The organism is Myxococcales bacterium, assembly GCA_016717005.1.
In the GTDB taxonomy this organism is placed as follows: Bacteria; Myxococcota_A; Polyangia; order Haliangiales; family Haliangiaceae; genus UBA2376.
This window is the reverse complement of sequence record JADJUF010000007.1, coordinates 613040-635933: the sequence shown is the minus strand read 5'-3', so window position 1 is coordinate 635933 and position 22894 is coordinate 613040. Positions and strand designations below refer to the sequence as shown.

At 68.0% G+C, this 22894-nt stretch carries 18 protein-coding genes; 11 read left to right on the top strand and 7 right to left on the bottom strand.

The window, feature by feature from the left end:
- Positions 1–16: 16 nt before the first annotated feature.
- The 7 genes from IPL61_09595 to IPL61_09565 all read left to right on the top strand — a co-directional run bounded on the left by IPL61_09595 (position 17) and on the right by IPL61_09565 (position 11176).
- Positions 17–2488: an N-6 DNA methylase gene (locus IPL61_09595; GenBank protein ID MBK9031572.1), complete on the top strand. Its 2472-nt coding sequence runs from the start codon at positions 17–19 to the stop codon at positions 2486–2488.
- The gene (locus IPL61_09590; protein MBK9031571.1) at positions 2482–3270 is read left to right on the top strand and encodes a hypothetical protein; all 789 of its coding nucleotides are present in this window, start codon (positions 2482–2484) and stop codon (positions 3268–3270) included. Before IPL61_09595 ends, IPL61_09590 begins: the two co-directional genes overlap by 7 nt.
- 165 nt (positions 3271–3435) lie before the next feature.
- Positions 3436–6573 (top strand): methyltransferase domain-containing protein, encoded by a 3138-nt coding sequence (locus tag IPL61_09585; GenBank protein MBK9031570.1) that lies wholly within the window; start codon positions 3436–3438, stop codon positions 6571–6573.
- Positions 6574–6740: 167 nt separating this feature from the next.
- Positions 6741–7184 carry a hypothetical protein gene (locus IPL61_09580; GenBank protein ID MBK9031569.1) on the top strand — a complete coding sequence of 148 codons (444 nt, stop codon included), beginning with the start codon at positions 6741–6743 and terminating at the stop codon, positions 7182–7184.
- 252 nt (positions 7185–7436) lie between these two features.
- Entirely contained in the window at positions 7437–8123 is a 687-nt protein-coding gene (locus tag IPL61_09575) for a PASTA domain-containing protein (protein MBK9031568.1), read from the top strand.
- Positions 8124–8158: 35 nt separating this feature from the next.
- Positions 8159–10393: a hypothetical protein gene (locus tag IPL61_09570; protein ID MBK9031567.1), complete on the top strand. Its 2235-nt coding sequence runs from the start codon at positions 8159–8161 to the stop codon at positions 10391–10393.
- A gap of 228 nt (positions 10394–10621) precedes the next feature.
- Positions 10622–11176 carry a hypothetical protein gene (locus tag IPL61_09565; GenBank protein ID MBK9031566.1) on the top strand — a complete coding sequence of 185 codons (555 nt, stop codon included), beginning with the start codon at positions 10622–10624 and terminating at the stop codon, positions 11174–11176.
- Between the two features lie 163 nt (positions 11177–11339).
- Here the strand turns inward: IPL61_09565 and IPL61_09560 are convergent, their stop codons facing one another.
- Positions 11340–11477: a hypothetical protein gene (locus tag IPL61_09560; GenBank protein ID MBK9031565.1), complete on the bottom strand. Its 138-nt coding sequence runs from the start codon at positions 11475–11477 to the stop codon at positions 11340–11342.
- Between IPL61_09560 and IPL61_09555 the strand changes: the two genes are divergently transcribed.
- On the top strand, positions 11467–11994 hold the full coding sequence (locus IPL61_09555) for a hypothetical protein (GenBank protein ID MBK9031564.1): 528 nt from the start codon (positions 11467–11469) through the stop codon (positions 11992–11994). The genes IPL61_09560 and IPL61_09555 overlap by 11 nt on opposite strands.
- A gap of 129 nt (positions 11995–12123) precedes the next feature.
- Here IPL61_09555 and IPL61_09550 read toward each other — a convergent pair whose 3' ends face one another.
- The 5 genes from IPL61_09550 to IPL61_09530 all read right to left on the bottom strand — a co-directional run bounded on the left by IPL61_09550 (position 12124) and on the right by IPL61_09530 (position 16876).
- Positions 12124–12714, bottom strand: a complete 591-nt coding sequence (locus IPL61_09550; GenBank protein MBK9031563.1) for a hypothetical protein — start codon at positions 12712–12714, stop codon at positions 12124–12126.
- A complete protein-coding gene (locus tag IPL61_09545) occupies positions 12653–13528 on the bottom strand; it encodes a DEAD/DEAH box helicase (protein ID MBK9031562.1) in 876 nt (291 codons plus the stop codon). Before IPL61_09545 ends, IPL61_09550 begins: the two co-directional genes overlap by 62 nt.
- On the bottom strand, positions 13528–14865 hold the full coding sequence (locus tag IPL61_09540; protein MBK9031561.1) for an ATP-binding protein: 1338 nt from the start codon (positions 14863–14865) through the stop codon (positions 13528–13530). Before IPL61_09540 ends, IPL61_09545 begins: the two co-directional genes overlap by 1 nt.
- On the bottom strand, positions 14862–15983 hold the full coding sequence (locus tag IPL61_09535) for a TerB family tellurite resistance protein (GenBank protein MBK9031560.1): 1122 nt from the start codon (positions 15981–15983) through the stop codon (positions 14862–14864). The genes IPL61_09540 and IPL61_09535 overlap by 4 nt, the downstream gene beginning before the upstream one ends.
- Positions 15984–16450: 467 nt before the next feature.
- Positions 16451–16876 (bottom strand): TerB N-terminal domain-containing protein, encoded by a 426-nt coding sequence (locus tag IPL61_09530; GenBank protein ID MBK9031559.1) that lies wholly within the window; start codon positions 16874–16876, stop codon positions 16451–16453.
- Between the two features lie 1007 nt (positions 16877–17883).
- On the opposite strand from IPL61_09530, the gene IPL61_09525 reads away from it, so the two are divergent.
- Complete coding sequence (locus IPL61_09525; protein ID MBK9031558.1) at positions 17884–19167, top strand: hypothetical protein; 1284 nt, start codon at positions 17884–17886, stop codon at positions 19165–19167.
- Here the strand turns inward: IPL61_09525 and IPL61_09520 are convergent.
- Positions 19129–19413 (bottom strand): transposase, encoded by a 285-nt coding sequence (locus IPL61_09520; GenBank protein ID MBK9031557.1) that lies wholly within the window; start codon positions 19411–19413, stop codon positions 19129–19131. The genes IPL61_09525 and IPL61_09520 overlap by 39 nt on opposite strands.
- A 200-nt stretch (positions 19414–19613) precedes the next feature.
- Between IPL61_09520 and IPL61_09515 the strand changes: the two genes are divergently transcribed.
- A complete protein-coding gene (locus tag IPL61_09515; protein MBK9031556.1) occupies positions 19614–21524 on the top strand; it encodes an AAA family ATPase in 1911 nt (636 codons plus the stop codon).
- 515 nt (positions 21525–22039) lie between these two features.
- Positions 22040–22639, top strand: a complete 600-nt coding sequence (locus IPL61_09510; GenBank protein MBK9031555.1) for a sensor histidine kinase — start codon at positions 22040–22042, stop codon at positions 22637–22639.
- Positions 22640–22894: the final 255 nt, after the last annotated feature.

Sequence of the window (22894 nt, the reverse complement as noted above, 5' to 3'; positions counted from 1 at the left end):
GCTAAGATGCGCGACGATGACGTTCAAACGCCGTGTGCTGTCGGCCCTGGGGAAGGACGAGCTGCTGGAGGTGGGCCGGGCGCTCGAGCTCGACGTCACCACGCGGATGACCGTGGACGAGCTGCGCGACGTGATCGCGGCGAGCAAGAGGGCGAAGCTGTCGCTGATCGTGCAGGAGTCGCTGACGCGCGACACGCTCAAGGAGATCTGCCGGGCGTGCGGCCTCGACGATACGGGCCGGGGGAAGGCCGGGCTGGTCGAGCGTATCCTCGCGGCGGGTGACAGCGGGGCGGCCTACAAGGTCGAGACCGAGGACCTGACCAGCGCGGCGGTCGACGGCACGGGGACGTTCGGGTCGCTCACGGGTCTGGGAAGCGTACCGACCCCGGCCAAAGGCAAGCCCAAGAAGGCCAAGGCGCCCGAGCGCCGGCGCGCCGGCGTCCCGGAGTCCGAGGCGGTCGTGTCTGGGTCGCTCAAGGCGGCGCTGCGTCAGTTCGCGCTGGGCGCGGCTGGTGGCTACCGTGGCCGCGACGCCGACGTCAGCTTCACCACGCACCTGCTCGAGTGCTTCGGCTGGCCCGCTGGCCGCCCCGACGGGGCCCAGATCCCATACGCGCTGCGCAGCGCCGAGGCGGGCCAGATGGTCGACCGCGAGGTGGCGCTGTGGTGGCCCGAGCGCCGCACGATGCTGGCGGTCGTGCCGCACGACGCGGTGCTGGACTACGCCTGGAAGGACCTGCTGCGCGCGTGCCTGCAGCACGACCCGCCGCCGCAGTACGTGGTCTTCACCAACCAGCGCGACCTGCAGCTCTACGACCTCGCGCGTGACCGTGAGGAGGCGCGCCTGGCGATCGGGCTCGACGACCTGCCCAAGTACAGCGAGGCGTTCCCGTTCTTCACCACCACCTGGGTCCCGGGCCAGACGCCCCGCATCGTGAACGTCGAGAAGGTGTCGGCCGAGGTCGCCGACCTAGTGGCCAAGCTGTACCGCAGCGTGCGCGCCCAGTACCCCGACCGCGAGCCCGACGTCATCCGTTTCACGCTGCAGTGCATCACCGCGATGTTCGCCGAGGACATCGGGCTCATGCGCAAGCACTACTTCACCTCGCTGCTCTACGACGGCGCTAGCAACAAGGACCTCGACGCCCGCCTCCACGAGCTGTTCGTGCAGATGAACACCAAGGACCTGCCGTCGCCCCGCGTGGTCCCGTATTTCAACGGCGGCCTGTTCACCGATGCGGTGTCGCTCCACCTCGGCAGCGAGCAGACCGTGGCGCTGACCAAGGCCGCCGAGGCCAACTGGACGTACGTCGACCCCCACATCTTCGGCAGCGTGTTCCAGGGCATCATGGACGACGCCGAGCGCCACGCCAGCGGCGCGCACTACACCGCGCACGACGACATCATGCGCGTGGTCGGCCCGACGATCGTCGAGCCGTGGCGCAAGCGCATCCTCGCGGCGAACACGCTGAGGGAGCTGACCGACCTGCGCGCCGAGCTCATCCGTTTCCGCGTCCTCGATCCGGCGTGCGGCAGCGGCAACTTCCTCTACGTCGCCTACCGCGAGCTCTACCGCCTCGACACCGAGCTGCTGTCGCGGATGCGCGAGTTCCGCTCGACCCACGGCAAACTGTCGTGGAACGGCGGCATCCTGGCGACCAACTTCTACGGCATCGACATCAACCCGTTCGCGGTGGAGTTGGCCAAGGTCACGCTCAACATCGCGAAGAAGATCGCGTTCGAGGAGCGCAAGGCGCAGGCGTACGCGCTGGCGGGCCAGGTCGAACTGGACCTCGATCCTTCGCTGCCGCTCGACAACCTCGACGACAACATCGTCTGCAAGGACGCATTGCTCAGCGACTGGCCGAAGGTGGACGCGATCGTCGGCAATCCGCCGATTCTCGGCGACCGAAAAATCCGCAGCGAACTCGGAGCGGCGTACCTCGAAAGACTTCAGGCGTCCTCGGGCATTGAAGGAGTAGTAGATCTCTCTTGCTACTGGTTTCGCCGTGCGCACGACCACCTCCCCGCCGGCGGCCGTGCGGGGCTGGTTGCAACAACGGGAATCCGCGTCGGAAAGGCTCGGGCTGCGACCGTCGAGTACATCGTTCACAACGGCGGCACTCACGAACGCAGTCTCGTCGCGCCTGTGGCCAGGCGACGCCGCTCGACGTGTCCATGGTCAACTGGCTCAAAGGCCACGCGGACGGTCCGTTCATGCTTGTCGTCGACGATGTCGCGTTGCCCGTCGCAACGATCCCGATGCACCTCCAGCTCAAAGCCGACACGCGCGGGGCGAGTAGACTCTCGGCAAATCAACACGGCACGGCCATGGGCGTCATCTTTGGCAGTGACGATTTCGTGGTGCCCGGTGACGCCGCCCGCGGGCACCGCGCGGCCAACCCGACGACGGTTCGGCCGGTGGCCACGGGAACACATATGCTCGTTGGGAAGCTTGCGAGCAAGCCTGACTACTGCCTCTTGCTGACCGCCTACGACACCGAAGCCGCTGCCCAGAGGGCTGCGAGCGAGGCGTACGGGCTCTTGCGCTCGACGGTCTACCCGATGATCAAGGCGAAAGCAGCACTAGAGGGTGCAACGCACCACTACGCACGGTGGCTTCGCACGTGGTGGCATCCTCGCGAGCCAAGTCGACGGTTCTTCGGTGCTCTAGATCGGCTCAGCAGGTTCATCGCGTGTTCGAATCCCCAGGCGCGACCAATCTTCTCGTTTCTGTCGCCGCAATTCGTCCCGACGAACACGATGCAAGTATTCGCATTCGAGGACGACTACTCTTTTGGCATCATTCAGTCCAGCCAACACTGGTCATGGACAACCGGCGGCGGAGGAAACGTCCGACAAGATACTCGCTACACGACGCACGTTTGGAAGACCTTCCCGTGGCCGCAGGACCCGACGGACACCCAGGTAGCCGCCGTCGCCGCAGCGGGCCGTGGGGTACGGCGCACACGCGAGACGCTAATGATCGAGAATGGATGGACGCTGCGCGCGCTGTACCAGGCCGCGGAGGTCGACGGGCCGCACCCCTTGAAAGACGCACAAGCCGCACTGGACGCGGCGGTCGGGGCCGCCTACGGTGTTCCGGCCAACCTGGACGTTATCGAGTTCCTGCTCGAGCTGAACCTGCTCGTTGCAGAGGACGAGGATGCGGGCCGGAAGGTTCGCGGACCTGGCTTGCCAGATGAGCTCGATCCCAACGACCCGCGCTGGATGAGCACCGACCGCATCGAGCCGCCAGCGGCGGAGTGAGGGAGGACGGGATGTCTGAGACCGTTGCCGACGACGCGACGCTGGCGAGCCTGTGGGACGCTGCCAAGAACCCCGGAGCCCGCGGACAAGACCGCAGCGACCAGCTATCGGGCCGCGGCCTGGCGCTGTCCGAACGGCCATGCGTTCCAGCGCTCGCCGCGAGCGATGCAGAATGACGCGAGCTGCCCGGGCTGCAGGACCACGCCCGCGCACGCCAGCCTGCTGAAGCTGCGACCTTCTCTTGCGCCGCGGTGGGACCCGACGAAGAACGGCGACATCGCCCTCGCGAACGTCGTCGCCACCAGCAGCAACGCGTTGTGGTGGCGCTGCCCCGAGGGCCACGCCTTCCACCGGGCGCCCGTCGACATGCTGGCCAACGACGCCTGCCCGACGTGCGCCCTGGCCAAGACGTCGTTGGCCGCTGTTGCCCCCGCGGTCGCCGCGGAGTGGCACCCGATCAAGAACGCGGTCAAGCCTGATGAAATCGACGCCGACCGACGTGATGAGCGCCTGGTGGTTGTGCCCCAACGGCCACGAGTACCAGGCGACGGTGAAGGCACGGACCCAGAGCAGCCGGCGATGCCCCACCTGCTATGGGGCTGGTCGCTGGAGAGCATCCGCGCGTTCGTGAAGGCCCTGATCGGTCACATCCACTCGCTCAACCCCAGCGAGCTCTTCGCCCTGGCCATGCAAGCCGGCGTCCTTAAGGACAAGGGCAAGCCGTTCGTGATGGCCCTGACCAACGGGCGGTTCCCGCCCGAGGAGCTCGCGAAGTTCGCCGACGGCCAACCGTCCGCGGTCGATGACTTTGTCGCGCCCTCTCCGCCGGAACCGCTGACCCTCGAGCTGGTCGAGGCCACCGCCAAGGCCGCGCCGCCGCCCGCGACGACCGATCCGTACGCCCTGCCGGCCGCGCCAGCGGGGGAGCACGACGACCCCGGCGCGACCATCGACGTTAGCCGCGAGATCGACGCATCCACGGTCGTGGCCAGCACCGGTGCGGGTGTCGACGCCGACGCGCTGCCGCTCGTCGAGACCCGGGACGCCCTCGCCGCGCTCGACAACGTGCTCATCGCTAACGCTGACGCCGAGACGGTGAAGTTCCTGCTCGACAGTGCCAAGGCAAAGCTCTGGCGCCACACCTACGTCGCGCCAGAAGACGCGCACGCGCAAGCGCAAGGGTTTCGCGGCGACACCTACTCGACGATCGTCCGCGACCGGTTCCTCGCCGAGTTTCGCGAGGCCGAGGCGCTCGAGGTGCCCAAGGGCTACGGGTTCCGGCCCGCGCCCGGTGCCCCCGTCGTCCTGCCCAACCTCATGCAGCGTCGCGTCGCGGTGTGCGTCCGCGAGCAGCGCCGCTTCGGCAACTGGTCCGGGATGGGCGCGGGGAAGACCCTCAGCGCGATCCTGGCGACCCGGGTCGTCGGGGCGGGCCTGACCGTCATCTGCTGCCCCAACGCGGTGGTCACCAACTGGGCCGGCGAGATCAAGAACGCGTTCCCTGACAGCGAGGTCGCGACCAAGACCTGGACGCCGGCGTGGCAGGACCCGCTCCAGGCCACGCCGCGCTACCTGGTGATGAACTTCGAGCAGTTCCAGCAGCCTGACTCCGAGGCCCGGCTGGTCGAGTTCGTCGACAAGGCCATCGTCGACTTCATCGTCATCGACGAGATCCACTTCACCAAGCACCGCGAGGCGACCGCGCAGGTCAGCAAGCGCAAGCGGCTGGTCCAAGGGCTGGTGCTCGAGGCTGGAAAGAAGAACGCCGAGCTGTGCGTGCTGGGCATGTCGGGAACGCCGGTGATCAACACCCTTCAGGAGGGCAAGAGCCTGATCGAGATGATCACCGGCCACCGCCACGACGACCTCGACGTCGTGGCCACCGTGCAGAACTGCATGCGCCTGTACCAGCGCCTGGTCACGCTTGGAACGCGGTGGCGCCCCGACTACAAGATCCAGCTCGACGTCCACAAGCACGAGATCGACTGCACCGGCGACCTCGACCGGATCCGCGCCGTCGGCCGCGGCACGGTGCTCGAGCTCGAGAAGGTGCTGACCGAGCTGCGCTTGCCGGCCATCCTCGAGCACATCAAGCCCGGCGAGAAGGTGCTGATCTACACCCACTACGTCGAGGGCATCGTCCGGACCCTGCGCGATGCCCTGGTGAGCGCTGGCCTCCGCGTCGGCATGTTGACCGGCGACACCGATGACCTGGACCTCGACGAGTTCCGCAAGCCCGACGGCACGGTCGACGTGCTCATCGCATCGAGCCGCGTCGGCACGGGCGTGAACGGGCTGCAGTTCGTCTGCCAGAAGCTCATCATCAACTGCCTGCCGTGGACCAACGCCGAGTACGAGCAGCTCGTGGGCCGGCTGTGGCGCCAGGGCAGCAAGTTCGACCGCGTCCAGGTGATCATCCCGGTCACGTTCGCGACGGTGAACGGGGAGCGCTGGTCGTACTGCGAGTCGAAGCTGCAGCGCCTCGAATACAAGAAGTCCATCGCCGACGCGGCCGTCGATGGGATCGTGCCCGAGGGTAACCTGCGCACCGCGGCCCAGGCGCAGCAGGACATCATGGGCTGGTTGGCGCGCCTCGAGACCGGCGGGGTCACCGAGGTCGTCCGTCCGGTCATCAAGATCCCGCTGTCGGGCGAGCCGGCCGAGGTCGCACGCCGCAACACCAGCTACGGCGACTTCGCCAAGATGAACAACCGCTGGTACGCGTCGGCCAGCGGCAAGACCCACGAGCGCCTGGCCACCTCGCCCGAGGAGTGGGCGCACTACCACACCGAGTACCGCCGGCTGCGCGAAACGTGGACGGTGGTGCCGTTCAGGGAAGAGATCACCTGGCTGGCGAAGCGCACCGACCCGCTGATCGTCGGTGACTTTGGCTGCGGCGAGGCCCTCCTCGCCGCCGCCGTCGCCGACACCCACACGATCCACAGCTTCGACCACGTCGCGATCGATGACCGCGTGATCGCGTGCGACATCGCCCACGTCCCTCTCGAGGACGAGAGCCTCGACATCGCCGTCTTCTGCCTGTCGCTCATGGGGGCCAACTTCACCGACTACCTCCGTGAGGCCCACCGCTGCCTCCGCCTCGACGGCCGCCTCCACATCTGGGAGCCGGCGAGCTACTTCGACGACGCCGCGGCGTTCTGCCGCCAGCTCCAGCGTCTCGGCTTCGAGCCCACGGTCCCCATCGTCGAGGGCGCCTTCGTGCGCATCTACACCTCCAAGAACGCCAAGAACCCGGACCCGGCCGCCGTCCTGCCGTTCCGCGGCGCAGGCGTGCCAACGTGACGCGGCGTCGATCGGGTGACGCCGGTGACGCGGGTGACCCGACCGCCATTGCTGCTGCCGGAACCCCATGGCTCGCCCCCGCGCACGCCGAGGCGTCGACGCTCAGCTCGCGGCACTTCTCGGCCCCGACCCGGAGCAGCCAGGCACCCTGAGGCGCCTGGCTCGACGTGCGCGACAGCCGCGTGGTCGTCCTCCGTGACGCGTGGTCAGGCCTCGGGCCGTCGACAATAACGTCCTACGAGCTGCGCCACGATTCGACGGGCGCGCTGGTCGGCGACGCTCAGCGGTTTGTAGAAGGGGAGCCGGAGGTCGTGCGGACGATCACCCTTGCCCCGGCCACGGCCGCGGAGTTCCTGGGTCTGCTGGCGGCGGCGTTGCTGTCGCCGGCCCCGTACGCGGCGCACATCGAACACACCGACGACTTCCCGGATATCCGCCTGCTCGTCTACGTCGGCCCCGAGGCACGCACGAGCGGTTTCGCGATGCTGAGCACGGCGTCCCAGGGACCTCATCACGCGCCGTGGGCGGTCACCGTCGGCGGGCAGGCGTTCTCCTGCGAAGGCTCGCACCTCGGCAGAGCTGTCGCGATGTTGCGCAAGCTCTGTCCTTGACCGACCGTTTCAGACGGAAGATGTCGAGGATGACGCATGCTCCGCGATCTACGTGACTTCGCCGGGCCTGGTGCTCGCCGGGATGATTCCAGACCCGCCGCCCTCCGCATCACGGACATTGAGCGCGTGCGGAGACACGAACCGTGCAAACCTGAATCGCGCTGGGCGTGGCCACCGCGCCGTTGTGATAGCGTCAGTGCCTCTCGGACACAGGTGGGTCGACATCGGTCGATGCGACACTCAGGAGCCTTCATGTGGCATCGGATTCTGCTCACGTCGGTCACGCTCCTCGGGGCGTGCTCGATGACCTCTGGCCTCAAGACCAGCGGGTTCGGCGGCTCGTCGAGCTCCGGCGGCGGCGGGTCGAGCTCGGCGCAGTTCACGATGCCGGACCTGTTCCGGATGAAGAAGGACGACGCCATCAAGGCGCTCCAGCAGGCCGGGTTCCAGGGGGACATCAGCTGGGACGACCAGCTGTGCGGCAGCGTCGTCGAAGGGCAGCTCGTGGAGCTCGGCGAGGTGTGCCGCCAGAGCCCGCCAGCGGGTCGCGAGCAACCGGCGCGCCTGCCGGTACGGCTACTGGTCCAGCCCGAGGATCCGCGCCACGGCAAGGTCGGCCAGTTCGGCGAGTGGCACCTCATGCCCGAGGTGGTGGGCCTGCACGTCGACAAGGCGCTCGCGGCGATGAAGGCCGCGGGCTTCAAGGACGAGCGCACGCGGGTCGATCGGCGCGAGGACAAGAGCTGCAAGCCCAACTACGTCTGCCAGACCTACCCCGCCGCGATGGAACGAGCTGGCCAGGGGAGCGATCGGGTGCTGATCGTCGGTGCTGATCCGGGCGCGAAGCCACCCCCCGCCGACCCGGCCACGCCCAAGGACCGCCCCGGGGAGCCGCCGGTGGTCAAGCCACCCCCGGCCGAGCCGGACACGTACTTCTAGGCCGAGCACCCCGACGATGGTAACGATCGAGTTCGATGCCGGCAGCGCCGGCCTGGAGGCGTGAGATGACGACGAGGCAGAAGCGTGGCGTAGTCGGTGCCGCAGTCGCTGCGGCAGCGTTGGTTGCGATCGTTCTGCTGGTCGCACGCGTTGCGCTGGCCGACAACGCCAGCGACCGCAGCAACTACCTGAGCGAGATCAACAACCGGCTAGAGAGGGCGGCCAGCAAGCTGTCGGGGGTCGAGTCGAACTCTGACGACGGCTACATCCGCGAGGCCGAGAACAACATTTCCGAGGCCAAGGACCTCGTCAGCCGGCTCGACGGTGTCAAGGACGACGACTCGACGGCCAAAGAGGTCGTCTATCGGTACCCGGGCTACATCAGCGACTTTGGCTCGGCGTCCGCGCAGCTGAAGGCGCTCAAGAGCCGCCAACGGAGCGCCGAGGATCTTGTCCGCCAGTGCAAGGCGTTCGACGCCGCCATGGTCGAGCGCGCCAAGGCGGCCAAGGACGACCCGCGGGGCGCCGAGGAACTGCGCGAGTTCGCCAAGTCGGTTGGTCGCAAGGCCGAGGACATGATGAAGGACGCCGAGCGGACCAAGTCGGAGATCGAACGCAGCCGTGATGACGCCAAGCGGTTCTCGGCTAGCGACGGCAAATGGGCCAACGTCAAGGACGCGGTGCATCGCGCCGCCGAGGAGATGGCGAAGATCTGGCTCCGCGACTACGAGCAGGCCCGGCGCGATTGTGAGGAGGTGGTCAAGCGCGAGCGTCACCGCGACGTCGAGCGGGCCCTCGGGGAACTCGCCAACTCTCAGGCGGGGCGCGCCGAGCTGCGCAAGAAGCTCGACGAGATGCTGGGCCTCATCCTGTCCAAGGTCACCGACGTCCAGTCGCAGAGCAGCGCGTCGGACGCGAACGGGGCGGTCGAACTCACGAAGCAGGTGGAGTCGCTGCTCGAGCGCCTGCGCAGCGCGCAGGGCGACGACGCGGAGTCCCGCGCCCTCGCGGCGAACTGGCCCGGCTGGAACCAGGAACTGCGCGGATCGCTCGAGGCGCTCCGGGACATGAAGCTCCGGCAGAACCGAGCCGACGAAGGCGCCGGCCGGTGCAAGGAGCTCGACACCCAGCTCCAGGCCACGATCCGCGGCTACGTCGGCGAGCCCAGCCAGCACAAGGAAGGCATCCCGCGCCTGCCCGGGAAGGCCCGGCAGCTCGGCAACGAGTGGAAGCCCAAGCTCGAAGCGGCCGCCAACGGCGATCAGGAGATGGACAACCTGTACGCCATCGCCAAGCGCTTCAGCCGGACCGATGCACCCTGGGGCGATATCCGGAGCCGCCTGCACTCCTCGGCTGACAAGATCCGGGACCACTGGAAGGAGAAGTACAGCGCGGCCAAGACGGCGTGCACGAACCTGTCCCTCGGCGAGGACCACCCGGACGTCAAGACCGCCATGGCCGAGATGCAGCGGGATACGACCGCGGCGGGCGCCAGCTACCGCGAGCTGCGCGCCGAGTTCAACCGCTGGAAGGCCGAGGTCGACAAGCTCCGCGACTGGAGCGCCCAGGACGTCGAGGAGATCCGGCAGGCGTTCTGCCGAGCCCCTGACGCCGGCGACTGGGACGAGGTCAACGCCGTGGCCGACCGCTGGGCCTCCAAGCTCCAGGACCAGTGGGGGGCGGTCCACGGCCAAGCCGACCGGATCAAGGCCCGCGCCCAAGAGCTGATCAACAAGCGGCGCGCATTGAAGAACGGGCCGAAGGTGATCACCAAGGTTGACGAGATCTTGATCAGCATCGCAAAGCTCAAGGAATTCCAGCTCAAGGGATCGAACAACCCGCTAATCAAGGCCCGCGCCGACTATGGCGTTGCGGAGCACAGCCGCCGTCAGGACAAGTGCGGGAGCAACAAGGAAGTCGCGATCTCGAACTGCAGCAACCCCAATCCGAAGCGCCGCGACTGCAAGATGGACTGCGTGATGGTGAGCGGAAAGCAGTGCACGATTGTTGAGATCAAGCCTAGGGAGGCGGAGTCTCTCGGCAGAGACCAGCTGCGTGCCTACGAGAAGGCCGTCCGCGACCTCTTTGCACGCGGCGGCGCCTCGGGATTCACGGGCAGGCTCGGCGTGTTCCGCGAGTGCATCTCGGACGATGGGAAGACCTTGGACCTCGCGACGGATGTGGAACTCTACGACTTCTGCCCCGCGGCAGACCAGGTCGGACCCAGCGTGCAGCCGCCGGATGCCTCGGTGCCCGAGGAGGAGGAGTGACTCGGGCGACGCTTGGGTTCTCGTTCTTGCTCGAACGCGAGGCACGCATTGCTCCATCGCTGGCGAGCGACTTCGTCAGCCTGGTCACCAGCGAAGGATGGGGGCAGCAGCTTCGCTACTTCAGCTTCGTCGCCGATCCAGGCATGGATCCGCCGCGGAAGCGGGCATGCTGCGACCGACGGTGCTGCGCGGGTCGTCGAACAGGTCATCTCCGCATCCGAGACGAACATGGTCACGATGGCCTCATCGGCGCGGACCGACGACAGGCACGCCGCCTGCGTGCTCGACACACAAGAGACCCTCGTTTGCAGGCCGCAGATCTCGGGCCGTCGCCCCTGGTCGCCCGAGGAGACACACGCCAGCTGGCTCGAAGAAGTGCTCGCTTTCGCTGACCGGGCGCCGACGAGCCTTGGGGTGGTGTTCACCATGCTCGACCAGTTCGATGTCTCCCGCGAGGAGGACATCCTTCGCAGTCGTGCGCCTGGAGACTCGTCGCACGCTTGCTTCTCGCAGTGGCTGCGTATGTCCAGGTGCCGGCGAGAGGTCGGCACGCGCTACGTCCGCTTCCCACGCTGGGGCACCCTCTACTCGCACGCCCACGTCGCCCAGCTCGGGGGCACGGCGAAGATCGTCGAGGCTGTCCGCCCGGCCGTCGTCCGCGAGTTCGGTTTGGGCGTCTACTTCCAGCTCACCGAGTCGTTCGACTCAGCGATGTCCGAGGAGTCACTCGCCAAGCAGGGCGCCTTCGAGACGCTCGCGGCGCCGCTGTTGCCGCCGGCGTAAGGTGGCGCATCGCTGCGAGACCTTGACGTTTTCCGGTGGAGCTATGGGGGATCGAACCCCATGCCTCTAGTGGGCTGACCGTGATCCTGAGGATCGGTGACGCTGCGGCCGCCGTACTTGGCGCGGCAGCGACTACACGTCCGGACAATCTCTGCCCTCGACATCACCCAGCCTCCATCTCGTCCAGGATCGCCTGCGCGAGCACCTGCGCCGCTGGCAGGTCAAGGCGCTCGTTGGCATAGGCCGCGCTGCCATAGGCGGGCTGGCACGAACTCGTCGAACTTGTCGCCATGGAGCGCACGGGCCGCGTGATGGGCCTCGGCGAAGGCAGCAAGCCGGATGCCGTCGGGGGCCGCGAGCAGCGTTCGAAGCGCGCCCGCGATGGCGTCGCCGGGTGCGCTCACGTCGAGACCCAGGTCCGTCGCTGCCTCTACCTCGAGCTCCGCCGCGTGCAGGGCGAGGTGGAACGTGCGGTGTACGCGCGTGCCGGCCCACAGCATCAGGCGAACGCCATTCTCCTTGAGGTGGACACGACGGCCGAGGTCCATGTGCCGTATGGCGGCTCGGCTCGCGCTCAGGATCTCGATCGCCGTCGCGTCGAGGTACAACGGGGACGTCGGAGTCTCAAGCACCTGTCGCATGCGCTCATGGATCCGCGGGTCGATGTCACTGCCCCCACTCTTGAACGCTGGCGGACGCCGGCCGCGCGATGGGACGACATACACCTGCTTGCGCTCGACATCGATCTCATCGACGCGCCAGCGACGACCCGAGAGGATGACGTGCTCGCCTGGGAGCGGCAGGCAGTCCTCCTGTAGCCGTCCGAGGTTTCGGCTGCCATGAAACACCTGATACTCGACCGCCGCGCGGAAGGCCGCGTAGAACGTGTAGTGGTCGACGAGCGGGAGCCCCTCACCCCGAGCACCAGCGTCGAGTCTGGCATCTGCTCAAAGAAGCTCGCGGGCGCCCAGTTCCCGCAGCAGGTCGACGAAGTCGGCACGGGTCACGCCGTGGAACGCGCCCGATCCGACGACCCGATCGAACAGGTCGGCCGCGCGCGCGCCGCCGGTCTCAGCCGCGCACGAAAGCACCTGCTGGACCAGCGTCGACAACTCGGCGCGGTCGCTGCGCGGAGACTCGATGAACCGCTCTAGCATCAGCTCGATCGCCGCGACCGCTCTAAGGAACGACGGATGGATCCGCTCCCAGAAGCCCTTTTCGTCGGCCCGTTCCTCGATGAAGTATCCACGCAAGACGCGCTTGCTGCCCGGGCGGCGCCCGCTCCGGCCGAGCCGCTGGACCAAGGACGCAACGGACCACGGCGCCGAAACCTGCACGACCTCGTCGATGGCGCCGATGTCGATGCCCATCTCCAGCGTGTTCGAGCAGACCGCCGTGCACGGGCGTTCTTCCCGAAGTCGGGCCTCAGCGAACTCCCTCGAGTCCTTCGACAGCGATCCATGATGAACGACGACCTCATCCGGCAGCTCTAGCGCCCGCGCTTGTGTCGCCAGCTCCTCGGCCACGAGCTCGATCAACGACTTGGTATTTGCGAAGACGAGGTTGGTCTTGCCTCGCCCGCGACCAGCACGGCGTGCGCCAGTTCGACGAAGTCCGCTTGGTCGTCGTCCTCGCCGTCGGCGTGGCGGCGTCGGCTTCCGGAACCCCGCACCTTGATGGCGATCTCGCTCCCCCGGTCGACTGCGTGATGTTCCTGACCGCGCGCCCGTCGGGCCGCAGCCACCGCCGCGCGGCCTGCGGGTCACCGAGCGTCGCGGACAGCCCGATCCGAAGTGGATCGGTGCCAGCCCGGACGCGCAGCCGGTGGAGCTGGGAGATCAGCTGCGCGCCGCGGACGCTACCGAGGAACGCGTGCATCTCGTCGATCACGACGTACGCTAGCCGCGCGAACAGCCGGGGCATGTGCGTCGGGCGCAGGATGAACATGGCCTCCAGCGACTCCGGGGTGATGAGGAGCACCCCGGCCGGACTCGAGAGCAGCGCCTTGCGCTGCGCGTGCGCAACATCGCCGTGCCAGCGATGGACCGGCATCTCCATGCGCTCGCACAGGTCCTCGACGCGCCGGAACTGGTCGTTGATGAGCGCCTTCAACGGCCCGACGTACATCGCCCGCACGCCGCCGCCGGGATCGTCCGCGATCGCCGACAGGACCGGAAGAAAGGCGGCTTCGGTCTTGCCACCGGCGGTCGGCGCGGCGATGACGCAGTCGCTCGGCTCGTGGCCGAGCAGGTGCTCGATGGCCTCGACCTGGATCGCGTTGAGCGACGTCCAGCGCATATCGTGCAGCTTCCGCTGCACGTTCCGATGCAACCGCCCGAACGCGTCCGCCATCAGAGCCGGAAGCTCACGAGGTCGTCCTCACCCTCCGGCGTCGCATCGCCGCCCGCCTCGGCTGATGTGCTCGCGTCGACGGGCAGTTCGTCGACGTGCCCCAGCGCGGTCCGCCAGTCGTGCGTCGGATCTTGCTCCAGCAAGTTCATCAACCCGACGAAGCGCATGACGCTCTCGCGGGGCGTCCGGAAGTAGTCATCGCCCAGCGTGCGACGCGCGTGCTCGATGAAGGCGGCGAGCCCGTCATCTGGCAGGAGGTACTTGGTAGAATCGCCGCTCGCGAACACGTCTCGGATCCGCACCAGGAGCACGTACAGATCCTCCGGCGTCAACGTCTTCAGGCGCAACACGGGGCCCGCGAGGTCCACCGCGCCGTCCTTCGCAAACTGGTTCGCCGCGAGCCGGGTCGCGAGCGCCTCGTAGCTGTAGAGCCCCCGCCGCCTGTCCTCGAGAAACTCGTCGGTGCCGCCGAAGATCATCTCGAGCCCTTCGACCGCCCCCTGCAGGCAGTCGTTCAGGATCCGCAGGATCGCCTCGTAGTTGGCGTTGCGCGCGCGCACGCTCGCCAGGCGGTGCGACAGCACGACCATCTCGTCGATGCAAACGACGAGACCTTGGTAGCCCATGATGCGCGCGAACTTCGCCATCAGCTTCAGGTAGTCGTAGACGTCGGCATCCTCGATGATCCCGCGTACGCCTAACTCCGCCTGGCGGGCCTCGGTCTTCGTGTCGAACTCGGCGCGCAGCCACCGCAGGACCGCCTCTTGCTTCGCCGCATCGCCGGCCTCGAAGCCGCGGATGTAGGCCGTGAGGACGTTGGCCAGATCGAAGCCGCCGACCAGGTCCTGGAGCGGCTTGAGGCGCTGCACGAGCGCGTGCGGTAGTCCGCCTGGCCCGTCGGCCGTAGTCCCGACGTCCGAGATCCACTTCTCGATGACCGAGCTCAGCGCTCCGCCGTCAGGTCGCGCCTTCGACGACAGGTTGCGCATCAGCTCGGTGTAGAGCGCGCGCGCCTGCCCGCCGCTGCCGTGCAATCGGCGATCGGTCGTGACGTCCGCGCGGGCGACCAGGAAGCCCTTCTCGAGGGCGACGACGCTCGCCAGGTTGAGGAAAAAGCTCTTTCCGGCGCCGAAGCGCCCGACCACGAACCGGATGCCGGCGCCGCCGTCGGCAGCGTGCTCGAGGTCGGACAAGATGGCCGACACCTCGAGCTTGCGGCCAACTTGGATGTGCTGGAGCCCGACCCGCGGGACGACACCCGCCCGCAGCGCCTTGAGGATGGCCTGGCGGTCTCGGTCGCGGAGCTTCGGCGTAGGGGGAATCGTCGGCGTCGTCATGCGGTGGCCCTCTCCAGCAGCTCAGCCCTTATTTGCCAGCCGTCGCTCTCGTCGATGAGGTAGTCACCGAGTTGATCGTCGGACCAGGCGTTGACGGTCTCGACGATGGCGCCGGGCATCAGCTTGGCGCCGGTCGCGATGGTCCGAACCTCGGCGCTCGACCAGTGCGGCTTCGTGATCGGTTGCTGCACGATGGTCTGGTAGCGCAGGTCGAGGGTCGCGAACATACCCTCTGCCGCCGGCGCCGCCATTGCCGTCGGCGCCGGCGCGCCCGGCGCGGCCGCCACGGTGGGCGCCGGGCTCTCATCGTCGTCGCTGTCGAGCACCGCCGACAACAGCGCGGCGACCTCGCGCGTCTCGGCGAGGATGGCGGCGATCGCCTTGCTGTCGAGCGCTGGGCCCTTAGTTGTGCGCGGGGGAGGGATCAGCTGGCCCGGTGCAGGCGCTTCGGCCGGCTGAACCGAAACCGGCACGTCGTTCGCCAGCTGAGCCCCCGAGGCGATCACCGCCGCTGAGAGCTCGGCCGGCGTCAGACCGAGGCCTTTGTAGAGGGTGCGCAACGACGCATGCTCGTTGTCAGAGATCACGCCGTCGGCTCCGGCCACAGCAACCAGGACCCGGCCGATCTTGAGCAACTCGTCGCGGGTGCGCGATGTCTGCAACGTTTTAGCGATCGCGCCAGCCTTGGCCGGCCCACGGGTGATCAGGTGTCGCAACGCCTCGACACGACTGCGCATCAGGTCATCCATCACGAACAGCTCCTCGATGAAGGACGCGACGACGCTAACCTCGTCGGCCCCGACCACACCATCGGCCGCGGCGACGGACAGCATCAGCGACAGCATCGTGTGGACCGATCGCCATGTGGTTGCCGGCATTGGCCGTGTGTCATCGACGCGCCAGATCAGCATCTCGCTCTCGCCGGTCCGCTTCTTGGTGACGACGCGCGCGTCGGGTTCGACCGCGTACCCCAGCAACGCTGCGGTTTCACAGGCCTGCCGCAGCTGCACCGCGCTGACGCTCGCGGGAGGGCGCGTACCTCCAAGCGCGACCAACTCCCCGGCCTTGACCACGTGGTACTGCTCGAGTCGCCGGGCCCGTTGGATGAGGGTGTCCACGCGTCCTGGGCCGGATGGTCGTACTCAGCTCGCAACTCCGGCGGCAGCGCCTCCCACGCCGCCGCCGTGGGCTCCCCTCTCCCGTTGGGTTGCGCTTGGCTGTGCTGGCCTTCTTCAGGTCCGCGATGCAGCCGTTCCAGATCGTCACGAGCGGGTTGAACTGCGCGCTGCGCCCGAGCACGTGGGGAGCGCCGCTCCGGATCTCCTGCCGGGACATCGCGAGCGTCGCGCTCGCCGGGCGGTAGGTGATCAGCTCCGGGCGCTTCGCGACTTGGAGCACCAGCCCGGCCTCAAACTTCTCCCGGTACCGGATCGCGAACAGATCCGCGAGTTCGCGCCCGGAGCGCTGCACGACGACGCCGCGCTTGGCGCCCTCCCGCGAACGTGCCACCACCGCGGCGTAGTCAGCCGGCAGCGGGCGTTCGTGCATGTGGTACCAGGCTAGGACCGCCGACATCGCCGTCGGGTCATCCCGACGTTGGGGACAACTCGGACCGCAGCTCGTCCTCCGCTGAGTCGATGCAACCGCGGCACCGCCATGAACGGCAACAGTCGCTGCGCGTGGCCGAGAACGACGCGTCCCCGCCGTAAACACTGAGCAAGCGCCGCAGCTCGGCGCGCACTTCGACGTGGTCGCAGTCGTCGACCAGCACGCGCTGCTCGAGCCCATAGAAGTAGATGAACACGTAGCCGATGGGCACCGCCGGGTCGGCCCGTACGCCTGCCAGCCAGTCGAGGTAGACAGCCCGCTGCGCTGGGCTCGCCGCCCCATACGACGGCCAGTACGGCAGCGGCGACGCGAGCCGACTGTCGCCGACCGGCGCCGTCAAGACGATCGCGCTCGCGGAGGGCACGTCACCCGACGCAACGTACGTCAAGGGCTCGATCAACATCCGGCCCGCGACCGCGGCGCTGTCCCCCTTCCCAGGAATTGCGTCACCGGCCCACTCGCAGCAGCCGGCAGGACTCGCCGCGCGCTGGTCTGCGCCGGGCTCGGGGGCGTCCGCAATGGCGGCTGGGCTGGGGGCGCGACCGGCGCGGGCGGCGCGTACTGTCGTGGCGACGCCACCAGCGCGGGCGGCGCCCACGCTGCAGCCGCAGCTGGCTGAGGCGCCCAAGCAGGAGCAGGGGGCTGTGGCGCCTCGAGCAGCCCAAGCGCGCGCGGCTCGGCCTCTACGATCTTGGACTTGTTTGCGATCAGGAACTCGCGCACGAACCGAGGTGCGTGGAAATCGAAGTGGTGGACCGATCCGGACCACCCGATGTACCGGACTGCCGACCGCGGCGGCGCGCACGCTACCGTGCATGCCCAGCGCCCGCCGCCGCCGCTTGATGTAGAGGTAGAGATAGATGCCGATCGTCAGGATCGTCAGCCAGACCAGCGCGCCACCCGAGACCGCGGGCCACTCATTGTCGTGCGCTGCACACGACGCGCAGTGCGGGAACTCCCACGCCGACGTCTTGGTCCGCACCACCCGCTTCCCTTCGATCCGGGTCGAGGTGGCGCGCACCGACTGGTTCGCCGGGTTGCCGCAACAGACGCACACCGTCGGCATCGTGAGGACCCGCGCTGAAACGGAGATCCTCATCTCGCCCACCCCACCACCGTCGGGGACGTCAGCTCCATGTCGCCGTCACCCTAGCCGAGGCCGCTGACAGGTTCGCTAGCTCACGGCGAGAAACGGGAGAGAAGATCTCTCCACTCCGGATTGCGTTCGCTTCCGGCAAATCTCGCGCGCCATCGCTACCCCAAGACACCCCGACCATGACCCAATCGGGGTGATAGACGTCTTCGTGCGACGCGGAGTACGGTGCGAGGTGGGGTGAGAGATGATTTTCTGTCCGCGCTGCGGCGCTGATCGCCGGACGGTGGCGCCGATCGCCGCGTGTCCCGCGTGGTGTGAAGGTCGACGTTGACCAACTCGCGACCGGCGCGCAGCCCGCGGGCGCGTCGTCTCGGCCCGCCGCGACGACGGCCGAGTCGACATCCCCGAGGCTGATATCCGCCCCCGGCGCCCGGCGCCGCTACTTCATCGTTGGCGCGGTCATCGCCGTCGCCGTGGGCGCGCTGCTGGTCGTGGTCATGAGCGGGGGCAGCGAGGCCTCCTCGCCCCGCACAGCCGCCGCCACCGCTGGCGCCGCCGCCACCAACGTCCCCGCGGAGCCGCCACCGCCGCCGCCGCCGCAGATGCCCAAGCGGATCGTGCTCCGGGTCGAGCGGGTCCGGGTCGCCACCGACGGCCGCGAGTGGGACGGCCCCATCGCCGAGACTAGCTACAAGAAGCTCTGCGCCGACGTGGCCGGCGCCGTCGCGGTCGTGCAACCTGAGGTCGCCATCGCCGGCCTCGCCTGCAACCTGCTGGGCAGCGGTAAGCAGCGCCAGACCGACCCGCGCGAGCCCGACCTGCGGGTCGAACTCCGCAGCGGGCCGGTGGTCTACACGAGCTACGTCGCGCCGGACCGCCGGGCCCACCAGTTCAACTACTCGTTCGTCATCCCTGACGAGTCCATCCCGGCCCAGGGCCTGGTGCTCGCCGTCCTGGACGACGACGACGGCGCCCTGGGCGGTGAGGAGATCGGCTCGGTCCGCCTTTCCCGCGACCAGCTCATCACCATGGCGACGACCGGCGAGCTCGCCTCGCTCGCTGCCCCGCCGCTGAGCCTGCTCGAGGTCTCCGCGACGCCGCACGACGGCCGCCTCCGCAAGATCGAGTTCGACCTCGCGGCCAGCGCGGGCGGCGAGACCGCCAGGGGCATCACGGTCAACGCCGGCGACATCGTCCGCATCGAAGCCTCGGGCACCTGGCAGATCGGCACGTACAACGACAAAGAGCTCGGGCCCGCGGGCTTCAGCGACGGCCGTCTCCAGGACTACAACCTGCCGCTCTTTCCCCGCACGGCCCACGGCTCGACCGTCGCCCTGGTGGGCCAGCAAGGCAAGCTGGTCGTCCTCCCTGTCCAGCCGTGTGTCCGCGTCGTCAGCCCCTTTGCCGGCGTCATCTGGGTCGGCATCAACGACCGCAAGTTCACCGACAACAAAGGGCAGCGCCCACATCCGGATCTTTACCCGCGGCCCCAAACCCGAAGAGTGGGCGAACCCGAATGCGCGGCTGGGGTGCGACTGAGTTCGCAGGGGCGGTACTCATCACCGCGATCGGCCAGCAGGCCCTCTCCGCCAGGATGAACGCGAACTTCGTGCGTTCTCCTTCGCGAAGAAGGCCTTGCCCAGGATGTCGCGCTCCATCTTCACGACCCGGAGATCCTTGCGGAGCGCGGCCAGCTCGGCCCGCTCCTCGGTGGTGAGCCCGGCCTTGCCCTTGCTGCGATCGGCCCGGGCCTGCTTGACCCGGCCGCCCAGCGCCGACGGCGTCAGGTCGAGGTCGCGCGCGACCTGGCCCACGCTCTTGCCCTCGTCCAGGACCAGACGCACGGCCCCGGCCTTGAACTCATCCGTGTACTGCCGGCGCTTGCCCTGCCGACCCGTCCGCTCCCGCGCTTGGTTTCCTTCGACACAGTATCCGTCTCTCGGAATGTGTCCACGGGAGTGGATCAAGCTCTGGCTCCCATATACGCTACACGTGAGGCGACGACCTGTCCTTTGTTGACATCTCGGCAGGGCCGGATGGCGACGTGGCGACGTCGTTGCGGACGAACTGTGAGCTCATCAAACCGAACACGCCGGCGCATCACGCCGTGCTCCGGCTTCAGATCACCGGCGGATTCCTATCCGGCCAGGAGCTCGAATTCGTCGACGGGCTCAACTGCTTCATCGGAGGTCGCGGCACCGGCAAGACGACGCTCCTCGAGTTCTTGCGGTACGGGCTAGGGTTGATGCCGGACCCCAAGGTAAACGCCCAGCGCCACCGTGCGATCGAGAACCTCGTGAAGGCGAACCTCGGCGGCGGTCGGTTGAAGGTCCAGCTGAAGACCAAGAACGGGATGCGGTACGTCGCGGAGCGCGGCGCAGCCGATGCGGTTCAGGTCGTGAATGAAGCGGGGGCGCCGGTCCAGGTTTCGCTCGACCGCGATCAGATCTTCAGCGCCGACGTATTCAGTCAGAATGAGATCGAGGACATCGCGTCGAACCCGGCGGCACAGCTGGGGCTACTCGATCGTTTCGTCGAGAACGACACCTCGGATATCTCGCGCGAGCTGGAAGCGCTTCATCGCCAACTCGACCAGGCGACAAGCGAACTTCGTCGGCTCGATACCGAGATCCAGGATCTCGCAGCGCGAGCAGGGGATGTGCCGATCCTCGCGGAGCGGCTCAAGGGCCTCGAGCTATCGAGCGGCACCGACGCGGCGAGAATCAACGCCGCACATGCCGGCAAGACAGCCAGGGACATCGAGTCCAAGGTCGTCGAACAGCTGGCCATCGCCGCTGAGACGGCGACGAGCGGCATCGCATCGGCGGTGACGGCCTTCCAGACGACCCTGCAGGTACAGCTCGATCCATCGATGAGGTCGGGAACCAACAGCGATCTACTCACCGCGCTCGAGGCAGACGTCCGCGCTTTCGAACTCGTCCTCTCGGCGGCGACGAAGTCCGTCTCGAGCGGCGGAACGCTCCGGGCCCGACTCGAGCTCCACAGGACCTCGATCACCGACCGCCACGGAATGCAGGAGGCCGACTACCGCAAGTTTCTCGCGGAGATCGAAGAGGAAGGTGGACGGGCGGCTGAGCGCGCGGGCCTGCAGAAGAACCATGCTGAGGCGATCGCGGCGGCGAAGCTGCACGAAGCGAAGGAAACGCTGCGGATGGGTGTCGCCGGCAAGCGGAACGAGATGCTCGACCGGATCTCGGAGTTCCGGGATCGCCGGTTTGCCGCCCGCAAGGGCGTCGCCGATCGCCTGAGTCACCAGTTCAAGAGCATCCGTGTCTCGATCTCGCAGGCTGCGGACTCTAAGCAGTATCGCGACGCCATCACCAAAGCGCTGAAGGGGCTGCCGTACAGAGGGGTCGCGGAACGCCTGACCCAGGCATTCCTCCCCGGTGAGCTCGCGCGGGAAGCGATGGCCGGAAACGTCGGACTCGTCTCGGAACGCACGAGCTTCGATCAGGAGAAGACCCGGCGCGTGCTCGATACGCTCCGAGCCGACGGCACGGCGTACGACATCGAGTCGGTCGACCTCGATGACGTACCCTGTATCGAACTCCTCGACGGCGACACGTACAAGGAGTCGCCGAACCTCTCGACCGGCCAGCGCTGCACGACGATCCTGCCTATCCTCCTCGTGCAGAGCGAGCGTCCGTTACTGATCGACCAGCCCGAGGACAACCTCGACAACGCCTTCATCTACGACACCGTCGTGAAGGCGTTGCGCGCGGTAAAGGGAGCGCGGCAGGTCATCTTCGTGACGCACAACCCGAACATCCCGGTGCTCGGCGAGGCGGAGCGCGTCTTCGTCCTCGAGTCAGACGGCCAGAAGGCCCGCCTCCGGAAATGCGGATCGGTCGATGAGTGCAAGGACGACATCGAGACGATCTTGGAGGGCGGACGCGAAGCGTTCTTGCAGAGGAAGCACCGCTACGGGCACTGACACGCAACCCGCGATCGACGAGCTGGTCGCGGCCCTCGGCGCGACCGATTGGAGGACCGTGCTCGACGGCGTGACGGCAGCGACGGCGTGGCTGGCGTCGGTCACGCCAGGTGACGGCGCCGTGGACGCTGTTGTCGAGAAGCTCGTGGCGCTCGCCTCTCATCCGAAAGTGGGAGGTTCGTCGAGGCGTCGGCACGGCGGCCGCGAAGACGCAGCACGCGGGGTTCGCGCCCGTGCTCGGCCCGAGGGCTCGCCGCCGATCACAACGCGCGTACGCCAGGCCGCCGAGAACCGCTGCGCTGAGAGCGCCGCGATTGGGGGCAGCGCGAGCGCGTTCGGCAAGGCACGAGGACCCGGATCAACGCGACGTTGGACGATATCGAAGCGCGATTCGGCGCGCGCGCCCGCATCGCCGTCAAGCGGGCCGCCGAGCACATCGCGCATACGTTCGCGCGCGAGCTGTACCACGAGGTCGCGCGGCTGCTCTCCCGCTCGCCACCTCGGCCGACCGACTCGTGCTCCGTCTCGGCGACGAGAAGGAGCCGCGGACCGTGCTGGTAGAGGAAGCGACGAAGATGAAGCACCGGGTCAACCGGGTCCGCTCGGTGCTTGACGCCATGCGCGCGTACGCCGCTCCACCTGTCCTGACGTTCGCCTCGGAGAACCTGCGAGAAGTGGTCGAAGAGAGCGTGGCGATCGCCCGCGACGCGCACCGGAGCGCGCCGGAGATCCGTTTGAACGCGACCAACGAGCCGCACGCGGTCGTGTGCCGCTCGAGGCTGGTGCAGGCGCTAACGAACCTCCTGGCGAACGCGCTGGAGGCGTACGACGGGCTCGTCGAGAATTCACCCATCGAAGTGTCCGCGCTCGCCGACGAGCAACGCGTCGTGATCACGATCGAGGACCATGGCTGCGGGATGAGCGCGGAGCGGCTCGCGGATGCGACCGTGCTGTTCGCGACGAGCAAGGAGAGCGGCACGGGATTCGGACTCCCGCTCGCAGTCAAGATTGTCGAGTCCGAGCACGGTGGGGCACTCACCTTGGAGAGCCAGAAGGGCACAGGAACCAAGGTCCGAGTGATCCTGCTGAGGCAGCGACCCGGGGAGCGCACGTGAGCGGCCGCCATCGCGTGCTCGTGGTCGAGGACGAGAAGGCGACCGCCGAGGATCTCTGCGAGATCGTCCGAGCGCTCGACGGCGAGCCTATCGTCTTCGACAACGCCGCCGACGCGCTCGCGGAGCTAGACCGAACGACGATCTGCTTCGCCGTGCTCGATCTCCAGATCAAGGTCTCGCCTGACTCGATCCGAGGAACGGTCGCAGCGGGCAGCGGCATCGTCCGCGAGGTCAGGCGGCGGCATCCGGACTACG

Bases quoted from the DNA above. Each gene is read 5' to 3' on its own strand.
- IPL61_09595 (MBK9031572.1), top strand. From the start codon at position 17: ATGACGTTCAAACGCCGTGTGCTGTCGGCCCTGGGGAAGGACGAGCTG.
- IPL61_09585 (MBK9031570.1), top strand. From the start codon at position 3,436: ATGCAGAATGACGCGAGCTGCCCGGGCTGCAGGACCACGCCCGCGCAC.
- IPL61_09575 (MBK9031568.1), top strand. From the start codon at position 7,437: ATGTGGCATCGGATTCTGCTCACGTCGGTCACGCTCCTCGGGGCGTGC.
- IPL61_09570 (MBK9031567.1), top strand. From the start codon at position 8,159: ATGCCGGCAGCGCCGGCCTGGAGGCGTGAGATGACGACGAGGCAGAAG.
- IPL61_09565 (MBK9031566.1), top strand. From the start codon at position 10,622: ATGGTCACGATGGCCTCATCGGCGCGGACCGACGACAGGCACGCCGCC.
- IPL61_09555 (MBK9031564.1), top strand. From the start codon at position 11,467: ATGGAGCGCACGGGCCGCGTGATGGGCCTCGGCGAAGGCAGCAAGCCG.
- IPL61_09545 (MBK9031562.1), bottom strand. From the start codon at position 13,528: ATGGCGGACGCGTTCGGGCGGTTGCATCGGAACGTGCAGCGGAAGCTG.
- IPL61_09540 (MBK9031561.1), bottom strand. From the start codon at position 14,865: ATGACGACGCCGACGATTCCCCCTACGCCGAAGCTCCGCGACCGAGAC.
- IPL61_09530 (MBK9031559.1), bottom strand. From the start codon at position 16,876: ATGTTGATCGAGCCCTTGACGTACGTTGCGTCGGGTGACGTGCCCTCC.